Origin of the sequence: Nonomuraea sp. MTCD27 (assembly GCF_041950495.1) — a bacterium.
Taxonomy (GTDB): domain Bacteria; phylum Actinomycetota; class Actinomycetes; order Streptosporangiales; family Streptosporangiaceae; genus Nonomuraea.
Genome location: NZ_JBGNUW010000026.1, coordinates 157343 through 174320, shown reverse-complemented (window position 1 = coordinate 174320; position 16978 = coordinate 157343). Strand labels below are relative to the sequence as shown.

General features: G+C 64.6%; 18 protein-coding genes and 1 pseudogene. 8 read left to right on the top strand and 11 right to left on the bottom strand.

Annotated features, from left to right (window positions below; all coding sequences use genetic code 11):
• Positions 1-584 precede the first annotated feature (584 nt).
• Positions 585-1808 carry a DUF3825 domain-containing protein gene (locus tag ACBJ59_RS51770; protein WP_375117363.1) on the top strand — a complete coding sequence of 408 codons (1224 nt, stop codon included), beginning with the start codon at positions 585-587 and terminating at the stop codon, positions 1806-1808.
• Positions 1809-2924: 1116 nt separating this feature from the next.
• Here the strand turns inward: ACBJ59_RS51770 and ACBJ59_RS51765 are convergent.
• From ACBJ59_RS51765 to ACBJ59_RS51755, 3 genes are all read right to left on the bottom strand, one after another.
• Complete coding sequence (locus ACBJ59_RS51765) at positions 2925-3590, bottom strand: MAE_28990/MAE_18760 family HEPN-like nuclease (RefSeq protein ID WP_375117362.1); 666 nt, start codon at positions 3588-3590, stop codon at positions 2925-2927.
• 4 nt (positions 3591-3594) lie between these two features.
• Complete coding sequence (locus tag ACBJ59_RS51760; protein WP_375117361.1) at positions 3595-4698, bottom strand: DUF262 domain-containing protein; 1104 nt, start codon at positions 4696-4698, stop codon at positions 3595-3597.
• A gap of 654 nt (positions 4699-5352) precedes the next feature.
• Positions 5353-5652, bottom strand: a complete 300-nt coding sequence (locus ACBJ59_RS51755) for an immunity 53 family protein (RefSeq protein WP_375117360.1) — start codon at positions 5650-5652, stop codon at positions 5353-5355.
• 722 nt (positions 5653-6374) lie between these two features.
• On the opposite strand from ACBJ59_RS51755, the pseudogene ACBJ59_RS51750 reads away from it, so the two are divergent.
• The 3 genes and pseudogenes from ACBJ59_RS51750 to ACBJ59_RS51740 all read left to right on the top strand — a co-directional run.
• Positions 6375-6782, top strand: a pseudogene (locus tag ACBJ59_RS51750) (transposase); the annotation flags it as partial.
• A 61-nt stretch (positions 6783-6843) separates the two neighbouring features.
• A complete protein-coding gene (locus tag ACBJ59_RS51745) occupies positions 6844-7452 on the top strand; it encodes a transposase (RefSeq protein WP_375117367.1) in 609 nt (202 codons plus the stop codon).
• An 89-nt stretch (positions 7453-7541) separates the two neighbouring features.
• Positions 7542-7979, top strand: a complete 438-nt coding sequence (locus tag ACBJ59_RS51740; RefSeq protein ID WP_375117359.1) for a hypothetical protein — start codon at positions 7542-7544, stop codon at positions 7977-7979.
• Positions 7980-8235: 256 nt separating this feature from the next.
• Here the strand turns inward: ACBJ59_RS51740 and ACBJ59_RS51735 are convergent, their stop codons facing one another.
• Positions 8236-8667 (bottom strand): DUF6086 family protein, encoded by a 432-nt coding sequence (locus ACBJ59_RS51735; RefSeq protein WP_375117358.1) that lies wholly within the window; start codon positions 8665-8667, stop codon positions 8236-8238.
• Positions 8668-8750: 83 nt separating this feature from the next.
• On the opposite strand from ACBJ59_RS51735, the gene ACBJ59_RS51730 reads away from it, so the two are divergent.
• Positions 8751-9695: a hypothetical protein gene (locus tag ACBJ59_RS51730; RefSeq protein ID WP_375117357.1), complete on the top strand. Its 945-nt coding sequence runs from the start codon at positions 8751-8753 to the stop codon at positions 9693-9695.
• A 190-nt stretch (positions 9696-9885) separates the two neighbouring features.
• On the opposite strand, the gene ACBJ59_RS51725 is transcribed toward ACBJ59_RS51730, so the two are convergent.
• From ACBJ59_RS51725 to ACBJ59_RS51715, 3 genes are all read right to left on the bottom strand, one after another.
• Entirely contained in the window at positions 9886-10257 is a 372-nt protein-coding gene (locus ACBJ59_RS51725; RefSeq protein ID WP_375117356.1) for a VOC family protein, read from the bottom strand.
• A 2-nt stretch (positions 10258-10259) separates the two neighbouring features.
• A complete protein-coding gene (locus ACBJ59_RS51720; protein WP_364111180.1) occupies positions 10260-10637 on the bottom strand; it encodes a VOC family protein in 378 nt (125 codons plus the stop codon).
• Positions 10638-10770: 133 nt separating this feature from the next.
• Positions 10771-11895, bottom strand: a complete 1125-nt coding sequence (locus ACBJ59_RS51715; RefSeq protein WP_375117355.1) for a S1 family peptidase — start codon at positions 11893-11895, stop codon at positions 10771-10773.
• Between the two features lie 183 nt (positions 11896-12078).
• Here ACBJ59_RS51715 and ACBJ59_RS51710 point away from each other — a divergent pair, with 183 nt between their 5' ends.
• On the top strand, positions 12079-12543 hold the full coding sequence (locus ACBJ59_RS51710; RefSeq protein WP_375117354.1) for a hypothetical protein: 465 nt from the start codon (positions 12079-12081) through the stop codon (positions 12541-12543).
• Here ACBJ59_RS51710 and ACBJ59_RS51705 read toward each other — a convergent pair.
• From ACBJ59_RS51705 to ACBJ59_RS51695, 3 genes are all read right to left on the bottom strand, one after another.
• A complete protein-coding gene (locus ACBJ59_RS51705; RefSeq protein ID WP_375117353.1) occupies positions 12537-13688 on the bottom strand; it encodes an MFS transporter in 1152 nt (383 codons plus the stop codon). The genes ACBJ59_RS51710 and ACBJ59_RS51705 overlap by 7 nt on opposite strands.
• Positions 13689-13803: 115 nt before the next feature.
• The gene (locus ACBJ59_RS51700) at positions 13804-14256 is read right to left on the bottom strand and encodes a MarR family winged helix-turn-helix transcriptional regulator (protein WP_375117352.1); all 453 of its coding nucleotides are present in this window, start codon (positions 14254-14256) and stop codon (positions 13804-13806) included.
• Positions 14257-14283: 27 nt separating this feature from the next.
• Positions 14284-14616 carry a helix-turn-helix domain-containing protein gene (locus ACBJ59_RS51695; RefSeq protein WP_364111170.1) on the bottom strand — a complete coding sequence of 111 codons (333 nt, stop codon included), beginning with the start codon at positions 14614-14616 and terminating at the stop codon, positions 14284-14286.
• An 84-nt stretch (positions 14617-14700) separates the two neighbouring features.
• Here ACBJ59_RS51695 and ACBJ59_RS51690 point away from each other — a divergent pair, with 84 nt between their 5' ends.
• The gene (locus ACBJ59_RS51690) at positions 14701-15279 is read left to right on the top strand and encodes an NADPH-dependent FMN reductase (RefSeq protein ID WP_375117351.1); all 579 of its coding nucleotides are present in this window, start codon (positions 14701-14703) and stop codon (positions 15277-15279) included.
• Between the two features lie 15 nt (positions 15280-15294).
• Positions 15295-16575 carry a TIGR04013 family B12-binding domain/radical SAM domain-containing protein gene (locus ACBJ59_RS51685; protein ID WP_375117350.1) on the top strand — a complete coding sequence of 427 codons (1281 nt, stop codon included), beginning with the start codon at positions 15295-15297 and terminating at the stop codon, positions 16573-16575.
• A gap of 159 nt (positions 16576-16734) precedes the next feature.
• Here ACBJ59_RS51685 and ACBJ59_RS51680 read toward each other — a convergent pair whose 3' ends face one another.
• Complete coding sequence (locus tag ACBJ59_RS51680; protein ID WP_375117349.1) at positions 16735-16956, bottom strand: hypothetical protein; 222 nt, start codon at positions 16954-16956, stop codon at positions 16735-16737.
• Between the last annotated feature and the right edge of the window lie 22 nt (positions 16957-16978).

Genomic DNA, 16978 nt, shown 5'->3' with positions numbered 1-16978 from the left:
CGCCGCCCATCCGAGCGCCTCGGGCGGCACACTACGGCACACCGAGCGAACGAACAGGATGATCAGGCGGAAACCTCCGCCACACCGAACCCATTACTCAGGACGATCAAGGCGTGAGTCATCGAGGCCAAGATAGCAACTTCAAGGTGCCGGAGCTCTGCGTGTGAATGCTCCCTCTGATCATCGCTGAAAACGGCGCAGCGCGCCGTCTTCCCACGGCCCCAGTCCGCTCCGCCATCCGGGCGCGCAGCCTTGCCGACCGGCTTCGGAGGGTTCGCGGCTGAAGCCGCCGCCCAGCACGGATACCCGATGCCAAAACGAGAGAGCGGACCCAGCAGGACCCCAGCGCCTCGCCGCCGCGCAAATGCAGTCCCACAATCGCCCTTGCATGGCTGACTTCAGAGGTGGCTGGGAGCGATCGACCAGAAGTCAACCGAGCTGAGTCCCTTTCCTAGACTGTACACAAATAGTGATCAAGGTATAATTAAGGTGAATGCTGGATTGTAGTGACAAATGTGACAGGAGTGATACAGGGGGAAATTGCGAGTCTATGCGCCGTTAGGCGAAGAGAGGGGGAGGGGTTAATGGCCACCGGAATCGTTAAGTACTACAACAACGATAAAGGCTTCGGATTTATCGCGCGAGATGACGACGGGGAAGACATATTTGTCCATCATAGCGATATTGAGGGTGGAGGTTATAGGTATCTCCTTCGGGGAGAGCCAGTAGAATTTGCCGACTATGAGGACCAGAAGACCGGAAAAATAAAGGCCGTCAAGGTCCGCCCTCGCACGGGTCGCCAATTTGGGGTTGTTGCGAACTTTGATCACCAAAAGGGCTTCGGCTTCATAAGGCCCGACGACGAGAGCGAAAATGTCTTTTTCCACCATAGCGATATTCTCTCGTCTGGTGCAGGAAGGACTACTGCCGAAGAGGGCGAGCGAGTTCAATACGATCTCGGACCTGGATCTGACGGGCGAGTACGTGCGATTCGAATTAAACGTGAGGATTCGCGTCCTCCTCTCCTTCGATTCGCCGATCTCGGGCCTGAAGAAAGATGGCTCAATTCCCTTTCATCAAAGGCAGAAACTGAACCGTGGAATTATCTTGCGAACCCCCTCCCGCAGAGTTCATATCCCGTTCTAAAGAATTATCTGCTTCACACCTTTGGGCGCCTCGAAAGTGAAGATGCCGACCAGCCAGGAAAGAAGATTGCAGTGGGGAGAGCGGGCAATGTACCGTATTCTTGCTTCAACACCGGTCTAGTTACACCAAACCAAGAGGAGATCTATGCCCTCTTCGTCGGCAAGGATACAGGGAAAGACGGTCGCCGTTGGCGGCTTAGCGGGTTCCATGCAGAAAGCGATCATGAAATGCTCAGCAAATTCGAGAGCTTTCCCGAGCTTGCGAACTATTTCGATGATCCAGCAGTTCTTCTATACGACCGTCGCTGCGAGCTATACATGGATATTGACCACATCATTAACGACAACATAGCACGGTTTCCCGGCGAGCTGCGCGAAAATCGACATCTAGCGCGACAGGCACTAATTGCCGCTCGCGCCGAGACCCAGAAAAGAGTATTCAGAAACTATAAGACTGCTGTTCCGCAATTTCATCGAGGGTCTGTCCAACTGCTTCTTCCTCTATGCTTGGTGCAACCAGGCAAGGCAGACTTGGCTTTGGTCGTAAGCAGAAAGTCAAGCCAAGATCGTCAATATAGAGGAGAAACCGTCCTCACGCTCGATATGGCCTACAATAATGCCCGATTGCTGTGCAGGCCGGATAGTGATTGGCTGCGACCATAAACGCCTTTTAAACAGTTATTGGACAGAGGCCACCAGCAATTGAGTATCGTACACTCGGCTCAAGAGTTGCTTGGCGTTAGGGCTCTTGTTCCGTCGCCTCGGAGGTTTGGCGAGGAGAGGCTGAGCGTGCATCACTCGAATCACTAATCGCTTGATTTTTCCGCGCTTTGCTCATGAAGCGAGCTGGGTACTTGAGGTAACCTTGAATGATCGCAAACGCTCCTGCTGCCGGGGCGATCAGTTCTTGAGGTGACACTCCGGGATGGACCAAGAGCTGCACCGAGCTACCTAGTAGCACAAGCCACCCGACAAGGCTTACCAGCTGTCGAAGTAGCCCCGCCGTGCCCCCCGCGAGACGAGTTGCAGCCTCTAGGACCTCTGTCGCGGAATCCAAACGCCGCACTAGTCGCGACCGCCTCGGCTTACTCATGGCACGCCCCTCATCATGGATCTGTGGTCCAGGATTCGAATGTGCCAAGATGAAGCGAACTAGACGATCTAGAGTTCGTCCCACCAGCAGACGGGACAGAACTCCGATTTCGTATCCTACCGCAAGCCACAGGATACAGAGCCCGTTGGCCCTCCTCGGGTAAGTGAACGCCTCCCTCCGGGCGCTCCGGCTCTGGGTTGATCGCGAAGGGCAAGGACCAGGATCATGGTTGTGGACCCCACTTGTCCCATCTGCCCACGATCCCGACTGTGGAGTCGGTAGGTGTTAGGTATGGCCGGCGCACTGCCGAATAGTTCTTGTAGGTATCAAGGCGGCGGCGCGGCGCACCGCCGCACCCCCGGCCCTCCGCCCGCCGGCCGTCCGGGCGTGCGGCCTGGGGGCCGGTCCCGGACGGCGGCGGGACACCGGGCCGGGCACCGCACGCCTGCCGCGCCGTCCCGACCGAAAGCTCTGGCCAGAGTTGCCACACCGCCGCACAAATGCAGCCCTTACGATCGCCACATCGTGGCTGGTGGCTATACATGGTTGGGGGCGATCGACGTCTCAGGGTTCGTTCCTCACCCTGAGACACCGAGCAACGTGGCTGGCCGCGAAACATGCCCAATCGGGCCCTACGCAGTCCTACGGCAGCTACCCCAACTAGCAAACTGGTCTCAGCATCGCATCTATTTGCCAGAGCTGCTGCGTTTATATTGTTCAGTACGCACATTGGACATTATTACACTTCGCAAGTCTTCCATCATCTCCAGCACCTCAGCGTGAAGATCGACAAAAGATCCCGATGCAGGAAAATAGTCACGACCATGCGCTATGGAGTTGCGTCCATCGCAGAGAGTCTTATCGATAAGATTATTTTTAGTGGCGAAGTGATCATAAGGGAACCCGATCGCCCTCATTATCTCCACCAGCACGACGTAGCGCAGGTTCGACTTAGTGTCGACAATAGTGTTTTTAGGTATGCGCGCGCGACTTTTTTCTGGCTCGCGAATCGACTCGAAGAGTACCGCCAGCCCTGCTTCGTCTCCGGTAGCCGCGCGCTTCCCGAGAGCCATCATGACGGTGCGCAAGAAACCATCATTCAACTCCGAGTAGAGTAGCCTGCGCTTTGCGACATAATCGACGTATGCCTGGCATGCATCCTTAAAAAAGCCTTCCCAGTGTGCGTATAACAACGCTACGCCACTCCGCGCGAGGGCCCTCGTTAAGGGAGTGTTCGGAGAGCTCCGTTCAGCATCAGCGATCGCCGCACCGAGAGCCTGCAGCTCTACACGCCGCCACGCAAACGAGGAGTCTAGAAGATCCTCGATCTCGTCAACAGTTCTGGGCGCCATGACACTACTTAGTGAAGTACTTCCGAGCGTTAAGTACTAGCTTTGGCACACGTCGGCGAGGGCTTACGCCGGAACCCGAGTTTCCCTTGAACTCTGCAGCTGACCAGATCTCGCGGATTCGATCGGCAAGCTCAGTACTCGTACGCGACTCCCAATAGTCGATATTTGCACCGACCCCAGAAGTGACGAACTCATATGAAGCAATGGAGAAAGGCCCGGAATGACGCTTCCCGTTCCAAGGGCGGAAAGTATCATCAGCTAGGCTCTTCGCGAGCAACTTGAAGGTGCGCTGGAAAATATCAGTTTTTATTTTGTTCCCGGCGGGATTATCGTACATCTCGGCCGCCTCGCGCATCCAGTCCGTGACGTACTCCCCATATTCCATTGGTAGTTCTGAACTACTACCCTTGTAGTCATACTGGCAAAAGAATCTAAGCACAAGCTCTTGATGATATGCCTCGTTTTCCTTCGCTTCCGAGACGAGGCACACTTTTTGGAAATCATTGAGTTTAGAGAGCTCCGTTATCTCGCCGTACATGGCACGATTAACCATCACTAGGAGGCAGTTTCGGGCCTCCTGCTGCGAAAGATGGGTGCCAGCATTGAGGCGTTGAAACATATCATACTTAGCGTTCCGGTCGGATTCTTTCCGGATAATCCGAAACTCAAGTTTGGCGCGCTTTACATCTCGGCGGAGAGCGTCGGTGAATACCTTGCCCGATTGGCCTGCTACTTCCCAGCGGTAACCGTCGAGATCGGGGAGATATTCAGTACCCTTCAAGGTCAAAGGTTCTGCAAGTTCCTCATCCTCATTGCGATAGATGCCAATGAATTGGAATATCGTGGATAGCCGCTGAACTCCGTCAATCACATCCCAGATCCCATCCTCGCGCTGTGAGACGAAGATCGGCGGAATTGGAATGCTAAGCAAGATTGACTCGATCAGGCGCGACTTTTGCTCGTCTGTCCAGCGAAAGATTCGCTGGAACTCCGGATGTATCTCAATATCCTGATCGCGGTATAGAGAAAGAACCTCACCGATGGACATCGCGTAGCCATCGGTATGAATTTCCTTTGCTTTCGCGGCGATTTGTTCGGTAAGGCTCACTTTTATAGTCCAATCGATGTTGGGTAGATACGGCTGAGTCTAGTCAGAAGCAAGGACGACTGTGGCTCTCTTCCATCTGGTTTGCCAAGGGGTCATCTCGAGTGAGGGACAAGCAGGCGCTACACCAGCCTCAGGCCAGCACTCCCGCCAGAGTTCACCTGCCTGTTCCTGGCTCACGACTGGGCCGTCTCTCCTCGCGTTGAATCTGCTTGGGAAGATGCCATCACAACCATCACCGGCTTGCTTCCAGCCTCCTCGCCGCTTGAGTACCCCGGCCAGCACCCTTGAGTCAAGGGCGTCGACAGCGTCGCGCTAGATTTATCTACTTCGCCGGCCTTTGACGGGGGCAGTTCCCTGGGCATCGGCAGTTACAGGCGTAGAGTTGGTGACCGCCCACCGGATTGTTCACGCAGCAGGCCTGGAGCTCTGGCATGGCGCAGAGGGGTGCACACCGCTGGGGATTACTGCCATGATCACGCCGGGAAGGCCGTCATCCTTACCGTGTTCCAGAACGGACCTCCCATGCCCGCTGGCCTGCACTGAACGATCCGGAACGGTTGAACTGGATCTTTAAGCCGCAGGTTCAGGAGTGAATTGCGTTCTCCAGTGCACTTCTGAGGAGAAGCGACGTCGATGGGGAGCATCGGAGGGAGGCTAGACAGCGCCGTCGGCGAAGCCGCGAAACGCCTCCAGCATCTCACCAAGGTTGAGAGGACCGCACGCTCCTTCGAAGTGGGTGCCATCGCTCCAGACGTGTAGCCAATCTTCCTCGGCCCGCTCCACCAGCAGGCGGTCCAGCGCGGTTCCTGCGAGGGGCGTACCAACAAGGTCGATCTTCATACGCCATCCCGGGTTGTCCAGGCTGTCGATCGTCACGCCGTGGCTGTGCTCCCAGTCGTCGTCGCAGCAGGAGGCGTACCAAGACTGAAGGAAGGCAAGTGGATCCGTGATCACCTGGTGAGTCTGTCAGACGTGCCTGTCGTGTGACCGGTAGGACGGGAAACGAGGGGAAACCACAGACGAGGTGCGGGAGTCGGGTGATGTCCCCAAGCGGTGTCCCTAGTGTGAGCAGCCTGCCTGTACTCGTAACGGGTTGCAGTTCGGGTTGCAGTTCACCTCCGTACCAGCCCGTTCTACCTGGACCGCCAGGCTGTGTTGGTCCAGGTGGAACGGATCGGGACGGCCGCGCCCCGAGCTGCTAATGCGGTTTGGGTTTACCGCCCATCCGGGGTTCAAATCCCCGATCCTCCGCAGGTAGGAGGCCCTCTTCCCTTGGTTGGGGAGAGGGCCTCTTTGGTCTTTGAGGGCTTCATAGCTGCCACGGAGCTACGAGTCACCCCAGAACGCTGGAGGTCCGGCGCTCGCCGTCGTTCCGCATGAGGGTGTGGATACGTGGGTGCAGCGCTCTGTGGTCACTCGGGTATGGCCGAGGGTCTCCTGTACGACGCGGTTGTTCACACCCTGTCGATGAGGAGCGTCGCGGAGGTGTGGCGGGCGTCGTGCACGCGATCGCGTATTGCTCTCATGCTCGGTGTCTGGACATCGACCCGTCCGCCCCTGATCCGTGACAATCACTCTGTGCGTCTCTTATGAAGTCGGCCCTACAGCGATTAAAAGTCTGAGGTAACACGGCGTGGTTGCGTGCTCGCGACGGGGTTCGGGAGTATGCCGGTGGGATGCGTTATCCGGATGGTGGTGGTCTGACCCCGGCGGCGCGAGCCAAGCGTGAACAAGTCCGCTTGGAGGCTGCCGGGCTGTTCGCCGCGGGCATGTCGCCGCCTGCGGTGGCCAAGCGTCTGCGGGTCTCCCGCAAGTCGGCCTATGTCTGGCACCAGGCCTGGCGCACGGCAGGAGCCGAGGCGCTGGTGTCGAAGGGGCCTGGCGGGCAGCAGTGCCGGCTGAACGTCGCGCAGGTGGAGCGGTTGGAAGCCGCCTTGGACGCCGGTCCGGCCGTGTGGGGGTGGAGCGAGGATCAGCGGTGGACCCTGGCGCGGGTCACGGTGCTGGTCGGCAGGTTGTTCCACGTCTCCTACACCCCGCGCGGGATCTCCTACCTGCTGCATCGGCTGGGCTGGAGCCCGCAGGTGCCCCAGCGCCGCGCCATCGAGCGTGACGAAGAGGCGATCGCCACCTGGGTGAAGGAACCTGGCCGCTGGCGGAACAACGGCGCGGGACCAGGACGCGTGGCTCTGCTTCGCCGACGAAGCAGGGCAATCGCTGAGGCCACCTGCGGCCCGTACCTGGTCCCGCCGTGGACGCACCCCGACCGTCACCGTCTCCGGCAAGGGCTCCGGGCGCATCAACCTGGCCGGGCTGATCTGCCTCAAGCCGGGGCGGCGGACCCGCCTGATCTACCGCATGCGGATCTACCGGCGCCGCAAGAACGAACGCAAAGGGTTCACCGAGACCGACTACGCCCGCCTGCTGGATGCCGCCCACCAGCAACTCTGCGGGCCGATCGTGCTGCTCTGGGACAACGTCAACACCCACGTCGACGCAGCGATGCGCACTCTGATCGACGCGCGCCCGTGGCTGACAGTGTTCTACTTACCGACCTACGCGCCCGAACTCAACCCGGTGGAGATCGTGTGGTCTCACCTCAAACGCGGGCTGGGCAACCTGGCCCCCTGCACCCTCGACGGCCTCTCCCTCTTGATAGCAGCCCCTGCGGTGACCGGCTTCACGTTCACGGCCCTCCTCTGTGCTCTGCTCTTCGGAAAGACCGTGGGCTCGCCACGAGTAGACGCAGCGTAGAACACATGGAGAAGGCATGGAAGGCCATGTCTTCGCTGCAACAGTTACGCGCTGTAGAGCCGTAACCTATGGCCCTAGACTCAGCTGCCATGGCGATCAATACGTCAGGCCATCTCTGGCGGGGTGATAACTTCGAGGATCTCGCCGACCTTCTCCGCGAGCACCAACCGGGTGGCTACGCCGTCCAGCGAGTGAGTGAGGCAGTGTGCGCCCGATGCACTGGAAAGCACTTCAACGTCATGGCCGATGACGTTGAAGGTTGTGTACAACGGGTCTGCGTCGCATGCGGGGATGCCTCCTATGTTGCAGACAGCGCCGACTACGTGGATGAGGCCGATCTCGGTGAATGTGCCTGCCCATGTGGGGGCGCGGAGTTCGCTGTGGCAGTCGGGTTCGCCTTCCGCAACGACGGTGAAGTGCGCTGGGTCAGCATTGGCTTGCGCTGCATTAGTGACGGAAGCCTAGGTGTATACGCAGACTGGAAGATAGATTACAGTCCCAGCGCTCACCTCCTGAAACTGACCTGATCAATGATGCTCGACTCTCGCACTTGATGAAGTTGAGCATGCGTCGGGCATGAGATCGATGAGGCCATTGCCGGGCTCCCGCTCGCCACCGGGAATGGCGGAGTCGAACAGTACGACCGCCTCGCGTACCTCCCAGCCCAGGTCGTCGTCATCGTCCCGATCCGGCCCTGCCTTGATGACCCGCTTGCCCGAGGGCAACTGGATGACTCTCGGCCAGTTTCGGTCGGCGACCTGAGCTATGTGGGGGCACTTCCTCTCAGCGGGGCATCGCCCGAGCGTGTCGGGCCGAAAGGGCCGCCCATCGCTCGGCGTCGCGTACGTGGCCGCCGCCTGGTGGCCAGGTTGACTCCTTGCTCGCCTGTATGTCCCGCCGACTGCCGTCGTCCGCGCCGGGTGGGGGAAGTTCGGCTCCGGCGCGCTCCACGAGCACCAGGGCCGTCGCTATGAAGCCCTCCATGAGTGAGTGCAGGATCGGGTGGTTCGTACGCTCGTAGCGGTCGATGAGGGCCCCGACGAAGGCGGTGAAGGCGGTCAGGTCGATCTCGCATTCGTCGCTCTCCATGGGGCCGAGACCCGTCGGCAGTCCCGTTTCGGGGGCGAGTGCCTCCGCTGATCGCATGAACAGGCGGGCGACGCCGTTCGACGGATTCCAGAGGACCTGGTCACCGATTCGGAAATATTGGCTCACCGGACGAAGGCTAGTTTCGTCGGGCGGGGTCGGGGCGATTCGACCTTTCTTGTGGAGGTGTCGCCGATCTAGGCTCCATGGTCATGGTCCGCACCACCTCCAGCCCGCCGGTCGACGTCACCCAGCTGTTCCCCGAACTGGGCGCGTACGCCAGAACGGCCGTACGCCTGCATCCGCGACCGGGGAACCCGAGCATGCACGACAGCCACATCGGAGGGCCGCTGATCTGGCCGGCCGCGGAGCCGTGGCCGGTGTGCGACCGGACAGTCTCCGTGAACATCCCCTACACCGAGGAGACCCCGGGAGGTCCCCGGGACCGAACGCCGGAGAGTCCGATACCCATGGTCGGCGTCGCCCAGTTCTACGCGCGCGACATCCCCGAGATCCCCTTTCCCGAGGGCACGGATCTGCTCCAGGTGCTGTGGTGCCCCAATGATCACATCGTGGACGGCAATCCCGTGCCCTTTCCGCTGCTGGTCTGGCGTACCACCTCGGACCTCACCGACGTCCTCGCCGAGCCGCCCATGCGACCCCACGACACGGCGGCCAGCCCTCCTGACGCTCCGGCGGCCGAGCTGAGCATGAACTATTACCTACCGCGCCCCTGCGTGCTGCACCTCGAACGGGTCACTGAATTTCCCTATCCCGAAGAACTACCCGAGGAGCTCGAAGCGGCTCTCGACAAATGGGATGAGGAGACCGAGGCCGAGTACCAGTACCTGCTGTCCATCGCGCCGGGCTGCAAGATCGGTGGCTGGGAGTCCTGGCACCTCACCGACATGTACGAGCTCCCCTGCGAGGTCTGCGGCACCGAGACCGAGCCGCTGCTCCAACTGGACAGCAGCGAATGGGACGGCGGTAGCGAACCCCGATGGCGGCCCCTGGAAGATCGCCACCTCCGATCCGCCACGCCCGAATGCTGGGAGGCGCTCGAACCCACCACGCTCCAACTCGGCCGGTACGCATCCCTGTACATCTTCGTCTGCCCCCGGTCCAGCGAACATGGCTACCGTCTGGCCATCCAATAGCGGGAGGCGGCCCCGCGCTGGGCCGCCTCCCCCTGAGCCGTCAGAGTTCGATGGTGTGGGTGGTCCGGGTACCGAGGAGCCGGTTGTCGCGGTAGAACCAGCACTTGGCCTTGTAAAAGTCAGGGGGAGGTAGGGGAGGAGCGCGGTGGTGTGCGCCCACTCCCTCACGTCCCCGCGGTCCTGGAGCGCCCTAGAGCTGCAGGACCGACAGGATGTTCCCGGCCGGGTCGGTGAACCAGGCGATCGGTGGGCCCTCGCCGCGGGCCACGCCGCGCTCGTCCTGGCCGAGGCCCTCATAGCGTTCGAACCGCACCCCCCGGGCCGTCAGCTCGTCGACCGCCTTGTCGATGTCCTCGACGGGGAAGTTGAGGATCGTGAAGGTGGCCGGTACGTGGCCGTCCCCCTTCGGGTAGGCCAGCACCTCCGTGCCGCCCCCGAGGTGCAGCGTCAGGAGCCCGTTCTCCTCCGTGACCCGGATCCCCAGGGTCTCGCCGTAGAACTTCTTCGCGGCCCCGGTGTCGTTGACCGAGAATCCGCTGAACGCCTTGGTCGTGCCGAGCATCTCTACATCCCCTTGCGGTGTTCCTCGCTGAGCTGAATGATCTGGACGTAGTTGCCGTCCGGGTCGATCGCCGTGGCGAACAGGCTGCCGTCGCGGTCCTCGAGCTCGGCCAGCCACTGCGCGCCGGCCTGCTCCATGCGTGCCGTGACGGCCCGGGCGTCCTCCACGTCGAAGTTGAGGATCATCCTGCCGGGCTCCGGGTTCTTGTCGGCCACGTCCGCCCGCGAGTCGATGAACAGGAAGAACTCCCCGAACTTGAGCACCCGGTATCCGTTGACGTCGGTGTTCTCCTCCGGGTCGAGCGAGGAGACGTACCAGGAGCGCAGCCGGTCGGGGTCGGTGCTGGACAGCAGCAGGCTGCCCAGAACGGGTCTCTTCATGGCGAGGTCCCTTCTCTTTCTGACGGGTCGATGTACAGACCGGCCGGCCCCCGAGAAGTCATCGGCACAGCTCCCAAAATAGGGAAAGCGCGGCGCGCCCGGGGAAGGGCACGCCGCGCCGTCTTCAGGTGGATCAGCCGGTACGGAGGGTGAGCCCGTACACGCTCAAGGCCTCATTGACCGGCTGGTGGTACGTGGTGCCGCCGATGGAGCAGTTGCCCGAGCCACCGGAGGTCATGCCCTGCGCCTGGCTGCCCGAGATGAACGAGCCGCCGGAGTCGCCGGGCTGTGCGCACGCGCTGGTCCTGGTCAGGCCGCTGACCGTGCCCTGCGGGTAGGTGACGCTGGCGTTGTGCTGCTGGATGGTGCCGCAACGCCAGCCGGTGGTCGAACCGGAGCGGCAGATGGACGAGCCGACCGAGGCCTGGGTGGAGCCGCGGACGGTCACGTTCGCGCCGCCGGAGCCGCGTACGTACGGGGTGGCGGTGTTGCCGGGAGCGGCGACCCAGGCGTAGTCGTTGCCCGGGAAGGACGAGCCCTGGAAGGTGCCCGTCGGGTTGGTGGTCCTGGAGCCGGTCCGGCCGCAGTGGCCCGCGGTGGTGAAGCCGGGGGTGGTGCCGCGGGTGACGGCGAAGCCGACGCTGCAGCGGCTGGAGCCGATGTAGTACGCCGCGCCGCCGATGATGTTGATGAACGTCGTCGGCCGCTCGGCCGTCGCCGACACGGTGACCGCGCTCCTGTCCACGCCCGCGGCGGCGGCGAGGGCCTCGGCGGCCTCGACGGTGGGCGCCTGGACGGAGACGGTGTTGGTCGTCACGTCGACGTACCAGAGGGCGGCCGCGGCCTTGGCCCGCCTCGGGGCCTGGTCGAGCTGCGTCATGACGCCGTTGAGCTGGGCCAGCGAGCGCGCTACGACGACGGGCTGCGCGCCCTGCGCCTCGATGGTGGGGGCGGTCGCCGGGTCCGTGGTGGCGACCATGAGCTTGGAGGCGTCGGCGTTCAGCCAGGCGCCGCCGTACGAACCGCCCAGTGCGGTGGTCAGGTTCGACTCGACGGCCATGGCGCGCTCCTCGTTCGCCAGGCGGGCGACGACCTGTGCCTCGGAGAGGCCGAGGTCGCGTTCGAGCGCGTCGATCATCGCGGGTGGTGCGGGGGAGGCGGATTGAGGTGCCGGGTCAGCTGCTGCTGGGCTGAGGGGGGTGGCCAGGCAGGCGGCGAGGATGATCGCGCCTGTCAGCGCACAGCGTTTACTCAACATGTGCACTCCTCGGGTGGGGGTGCTGTCAAGCTAACGGTTGCTTCGAGTCCTGCTTAGATACCAAACAGGCTCTATTTCGGTGTTATGGGGGCTTTTTGGCCATGGCCCTGAATATGGAATTTGCCGCCTTTAAGGCGAAGGCCCAGATAGGTAGGTAAGGTCCCGTTGCTGGAGGTGTTCTCTGTGCGCAATGGTGTTCGTCATTTGCTCGGCGCCGGCACGGGATTGCTGGCCACGCCGCTGATCGCGGCGGGATTTCTCTACTATGCGAGCCTGGGCGGCGGATGGGTCGCCGTGGGCGTGCTCGCGGCCACCATGGTCGTCGCCGGCCTGCTGGCGGGGTCGCGGATCTCGCCGATCGCGTCGCTGGTGCCGGGCCTGGTCCTCGCGGGGCTGGCCGCGGCGGCGCTGGCGCGGGTGCCGGGGGTGGTGGCGCCCGCCCTGATGCCGGCCGGGTACGCGCGGGCGTACGCGGAGCTGGCCGAGACCTGGGCCCTGGTCGCGGGATGCGTGCTGCTGGCCGCCTCGGCCTTCCCCTCCCGCTGGCGGGCCGCCGTACGGGCGGAGCCGCCGCAGCCACCCGAGGAGGAGGCTCCGGCGGACCCGCCGCCGCCACCGCTGCCCAGGCGGATCCCGTCCCGCTACTGACCCGCGGGCACCCGCGACCGAGCCGTCAGGAGGGCGACGAGCACGTACGGGAGCGTCAGGAGCGCGAACGTCACCCCGTGCGACGCGTACGGCGAAGCCGCCCCGTACGCGGCGTAGACGCCGAGCGTCACCACGTTCGTGCCCAGACCGGCGACCGAGGTCACGGTGGCCCGCGCCGGCCCCGTGATCCGCTCCTGGAGGCGTACGTCGGCCAGCACCCCGGCCAGCTGGAACGCCCCGAAGGCCAGGGCGATCAGCACGAACCCGGCCGGGTGCCCGCCCATCGCCCCCGCGGCCATGGCCAGCGCGGCCAGCGCGAGCATCAGGGCGTACGCGCGGACCGGCATGCGCTCGGCGGGCCCCGCCAGCAGGCCGCCCGCCGTGGCGCCGACCCAGACCAGGAGGACGACCAGCGGGATGGCGGCCTTGGGCACGCCCGTCTCGGTTCCGAGGAACGGCACGTACTCCTCCAGCGCCCCCCAGATCGCCGTCACGAACGACACCAGCAGGACCGCGCGCAGCACGCCCCGATCCGCGCGGGCCAGGGTGACGCCCTCCATCAGCACCGCCAGGTAACGCCGGTCACCGGCGTCGCCGCGGGACCTGTGCTCGGGGAGCGTCAGGGCCGTGGCCGCGCAGAGGACGCAGGCGAGCACGCTGGCCACGCCCACGGCGGGGTAGCCGCCGGCCCCGAAGACGGGTACGGCCACGCCGATCGCCGACGCGGCGCCGGCCAGGCCGAGCGAGGTGGCCCGGCCCATGACGCCCGCGTACCGGCCCGCCTGGCCGCGCCGCTCCAGCTCCTCGTACGCCAGGGCCTCGTACGAGCCCGAGCCGAGCGCCTCCGCCGCGCCCCACAGCACGAACCCGGCCGCGAACGCCCAGTAAGAGGGAAAGAGCACCCACAGGGCGAAGCCCAGCCCGGCCAGCAGCGGGCCGAGGCACAGCAGCAGCCGCCGGGACACGGTGTCGGCCCAGGCGCCGGAGGGCACCTCCAGCACCATTCCCGTGAGGGACCAGATGACGAACAGGGAGGACGTCTGGGCGACGGACATCCCGGTGTCGGCGAACAGCAGGGTGTAGACCGGGTAGATCAGGATGAATTCGCTGAGGAACGCGTAGACGTACAGCGATGCGACGAGCATGAGGCCTTCCAGGGGGACGAGTAGGGACTCCGGGGGCTGTGGTCGCCCCGGAGGCCCGCGCGTCCCGCGCCGGCCCCTGGTTATGGATCAATGTCGCCAGGTCATGTGAGCGATTCTAGACGGAGATGTCCCCGATGCGCTCGCGGAAATCACGGCGCTCCAGCGCGCGCAGCGCGGCCGTCATCACCTGCTCCAGCGGCACCGGCAGCTCGGCGTCCAGCTCCGCCACGGCCCGCTCGGTGGCCGCCCACTCGGCCTCGACCAGGGGGAGCGCGGCGCGGGCCCGGTCGGTGAGGTGCACGATGCGGTGGCGGGCGTCGGCGCCCTTCTCCAGCGTGACGAATCCGGCGGAGCGCATCTGGACCACGGTCTGGCTGGCCGCCGAGTGGGTCACGCCGATCGCCCTGGCCAGGTCGCGGATGGCCATCGGCCCCTCCTCGACCAGCGTCCGCACGACGGGGGAGAAGCGGGGCCGGTATTCGGGCAGGCCGTGCTCGGTGTAGACGCCGGCGACGGCGCCGTCCATCAGCTCGTGGACGTGACGCATCAAAGTCCCCAGTCCGATCACGGAGACCAATGTAACAGCGCTGTCGAATCAGGCGGACTCGGCGTCGGGCAGCGGGATCCACTTGTGCGACCAGGCCATCAGCTCGTCCAGCACCGGGCGCAGCTCCTTGCCCATCTCGGTCAGGTGGTATTCGACGCGCACCGGCGACGTGGGCAGCACCCGCCGCTCGATGAGACCGGCGGACTCCAGCTCGCGCAGGCGCCTGGCCAGCATCGTGTCGTTGATGCCGGGGATGGCCGACTTGAGGTCGGCGTAGCGGTGAGCGCCCGTGAAGATCATCTGGATCACGGCGCCTGACCAGCGGGCGCCGATCAGCTCCAAGGCGGTGTGGAAGCGGGTGCACACCTGGTCCAGGCTCATGAGGACATCCTAGCGTGTGATAAGAAATATTGAGCTACTCAATAAAGTTGAGTTGCTCTACTCACGAGATCTCTAGGAGCAGTCATGGACAAGCCCGTTCTGCAGGTCATCGTCGGAAGCACCCGCCAGGGTCGCACCGGGCGCGCGGTCGCCGACTGGTTCCACGGCCGGGCCGTGGACTCGGGCGCGTACGAGGTGGAGCTGGTCGACCTGGCGGAGGTGAACCTGCCGTTCCTCGACGAGCCCCACCACCCCAGGCAGAAGCAGTACGTGAACGCGCACACCAAGGAGTGGAGCGCGCTCGTGGACCGGGCGGACGCGTACGTGTTCGTGACGCCCGAGTACAACCACAGCTTCTCCGGCGTGCTCAAGAACGCCCTGGACTTCCTGCACTACGAGTGGCAGCACAAGCCGGCCGGGTTCGTCAGCTACGGCGGGGTCTCCGGCGGCACCCGCGCCGCCAACGGCCTGCGCCAGGTGGTCAGCACGCTGAAGATGGTCCCGGTGCTGGAGGCGGTGCACATCCCGTTCGTGTGGGAGCTGCTGGGCGAGGACGGCACGTTGCGCCACAACGACGCGATGGACGCCGGCGCCGACGCCATGCTCGCCGAGCTGGCCAAGCTCACGGGCCCGCTGCGCACGATGCGGCTGTCGGAAGGCTGAGCTACGCTGCCGGACGTGGCACTGGCAGTGAGCGTGGTGGTCCGATATCGCAAGGCGGTGACGTACGGCGTGCACGCGCTGCTCGCCGCCTTGGAGACCGCCGGGGTCGAGCACGAGCTGCGGCTCGGCACCACCCCGGAGGAGACCGCCGAGCACATCCTGGCCAGTGACGCCGACCGGGTGCTGGTGCTCTGGTCGTTCTACTCGCCCGACGCCGAGGCCATGGCCGCCGAGCTGGCCACGGTGAGGTCGCTGAGCGGCGGGCGCGGGCTGCACATCGCGGGCGGCGTGCACGCCACCGCCGAGCCGCAGCAGGTCATCGACGCCGGCTGGGACCTGGCGGGCATCGGTGAGGGCGAGTCCACGATCATCTCCCTCGTCCGGGCGCTGCAGGGGGACGAGCCGCCGGCCTCGGTCCCCGGTCTGGCGATCAAGGACGCCGACGGCGTCGCGCTGCGCACCCGGCCGGCGCCGCAGCTCCCGCTCGACGCGTTCCCCTCGTTCGTGGGCAGGAACGGGCCGATCGAGATCACCCGTGGCTGCCGCTACACGTGCCGCTTCTGCCAGACGCCGTTCATGTTCGGCGGCCAGTTCCGGCACCGCTCGGTCGCCGGCGTGCGCGAGCACGTGCGCGGCATGGTGGCCAGAGGGCTGCGCGACGTGCGGTTCATCACGCCGACCTCGCTCTCCTACGGCTCCCCCGGGCCCGATCCCGACCTGGACGCGGTGGAGGAGCTGCTGGCCGGGGTCAAGGAGGAGCTGCCGCCGCACGGGCGGGTCTTCTTCGGCAGCTTCCCCTCCGAGGTGCGGCCGGAGCACGTCACGCCCGAGGCCATGCGGCTGCTCAAGCGTTACGTGGCCAACGACAACCTGATCATCGGTGCCCAGTCGGGGTCCGACCGGGTGCTGGCGGCCTCGGGGCGGGGCCACGACACCTCACCCGTACGCGATGCCGTGCGGATCGCGGTCGAGCACGGGTTCCGGCCGAACGTCGACTTCATCTTCGGCATGCCCGGGGAGTCGGAGGCGGACCAGGCGCTGTCGCTGGAGCTCGCCGGCGACCTGGCCGACCTGGGGGCCCGCATCCACACCCACACGTTCATGCCGCTGCCCGGCACGCCGTGGCGCGATGCCGAGCCCGCGTTCATCCCGCTGGCGACGATGAGCGAGCTCGACCGGCTGGCCCAGCGGGGTGACGCCTACGGGCACTGGCGCAAGCAGGCCGAGCACGCCGCGCGGCTGGCGGAGACGGCCAAGGCCTACCCCCGCCGGACCCCCCGCCGCCGCACCACCTAGGTCCTCGGCGGGTTGAGTGACCCGCCGCCTGGCGGGCCCACGATCCCGCGCCCCCGCTTGAGCGGCGGCGTCCTGCTCGGGCGCACGCCCGAGCGGGAGCGCGTGGGCCCCACCGCCGCTCCCTCGAAGGAAGGCGTGGGGACGGGTGGAAGAGGCGGGTCAGTCGCGGTGGTCGTCGCGTTCCTCCATCGAGGACATTACGCGGTCGAAGGCGTCGCTAACCGGGCGCAGCGCCTGCGAGAACGCGTTGACGAGCGGACCGAAGATCTCGGTCATCTCGGTCATGAAATCGGGACTCTTGCTTTCGGGAGGCGCCCAGCGCATGGCGTCCGCGCTCAGTGTCTCCCACTCGTCGACGACGCCGTCGATGGCGTCGAGCACGTGGTCAGGGTCGCTTGGCATG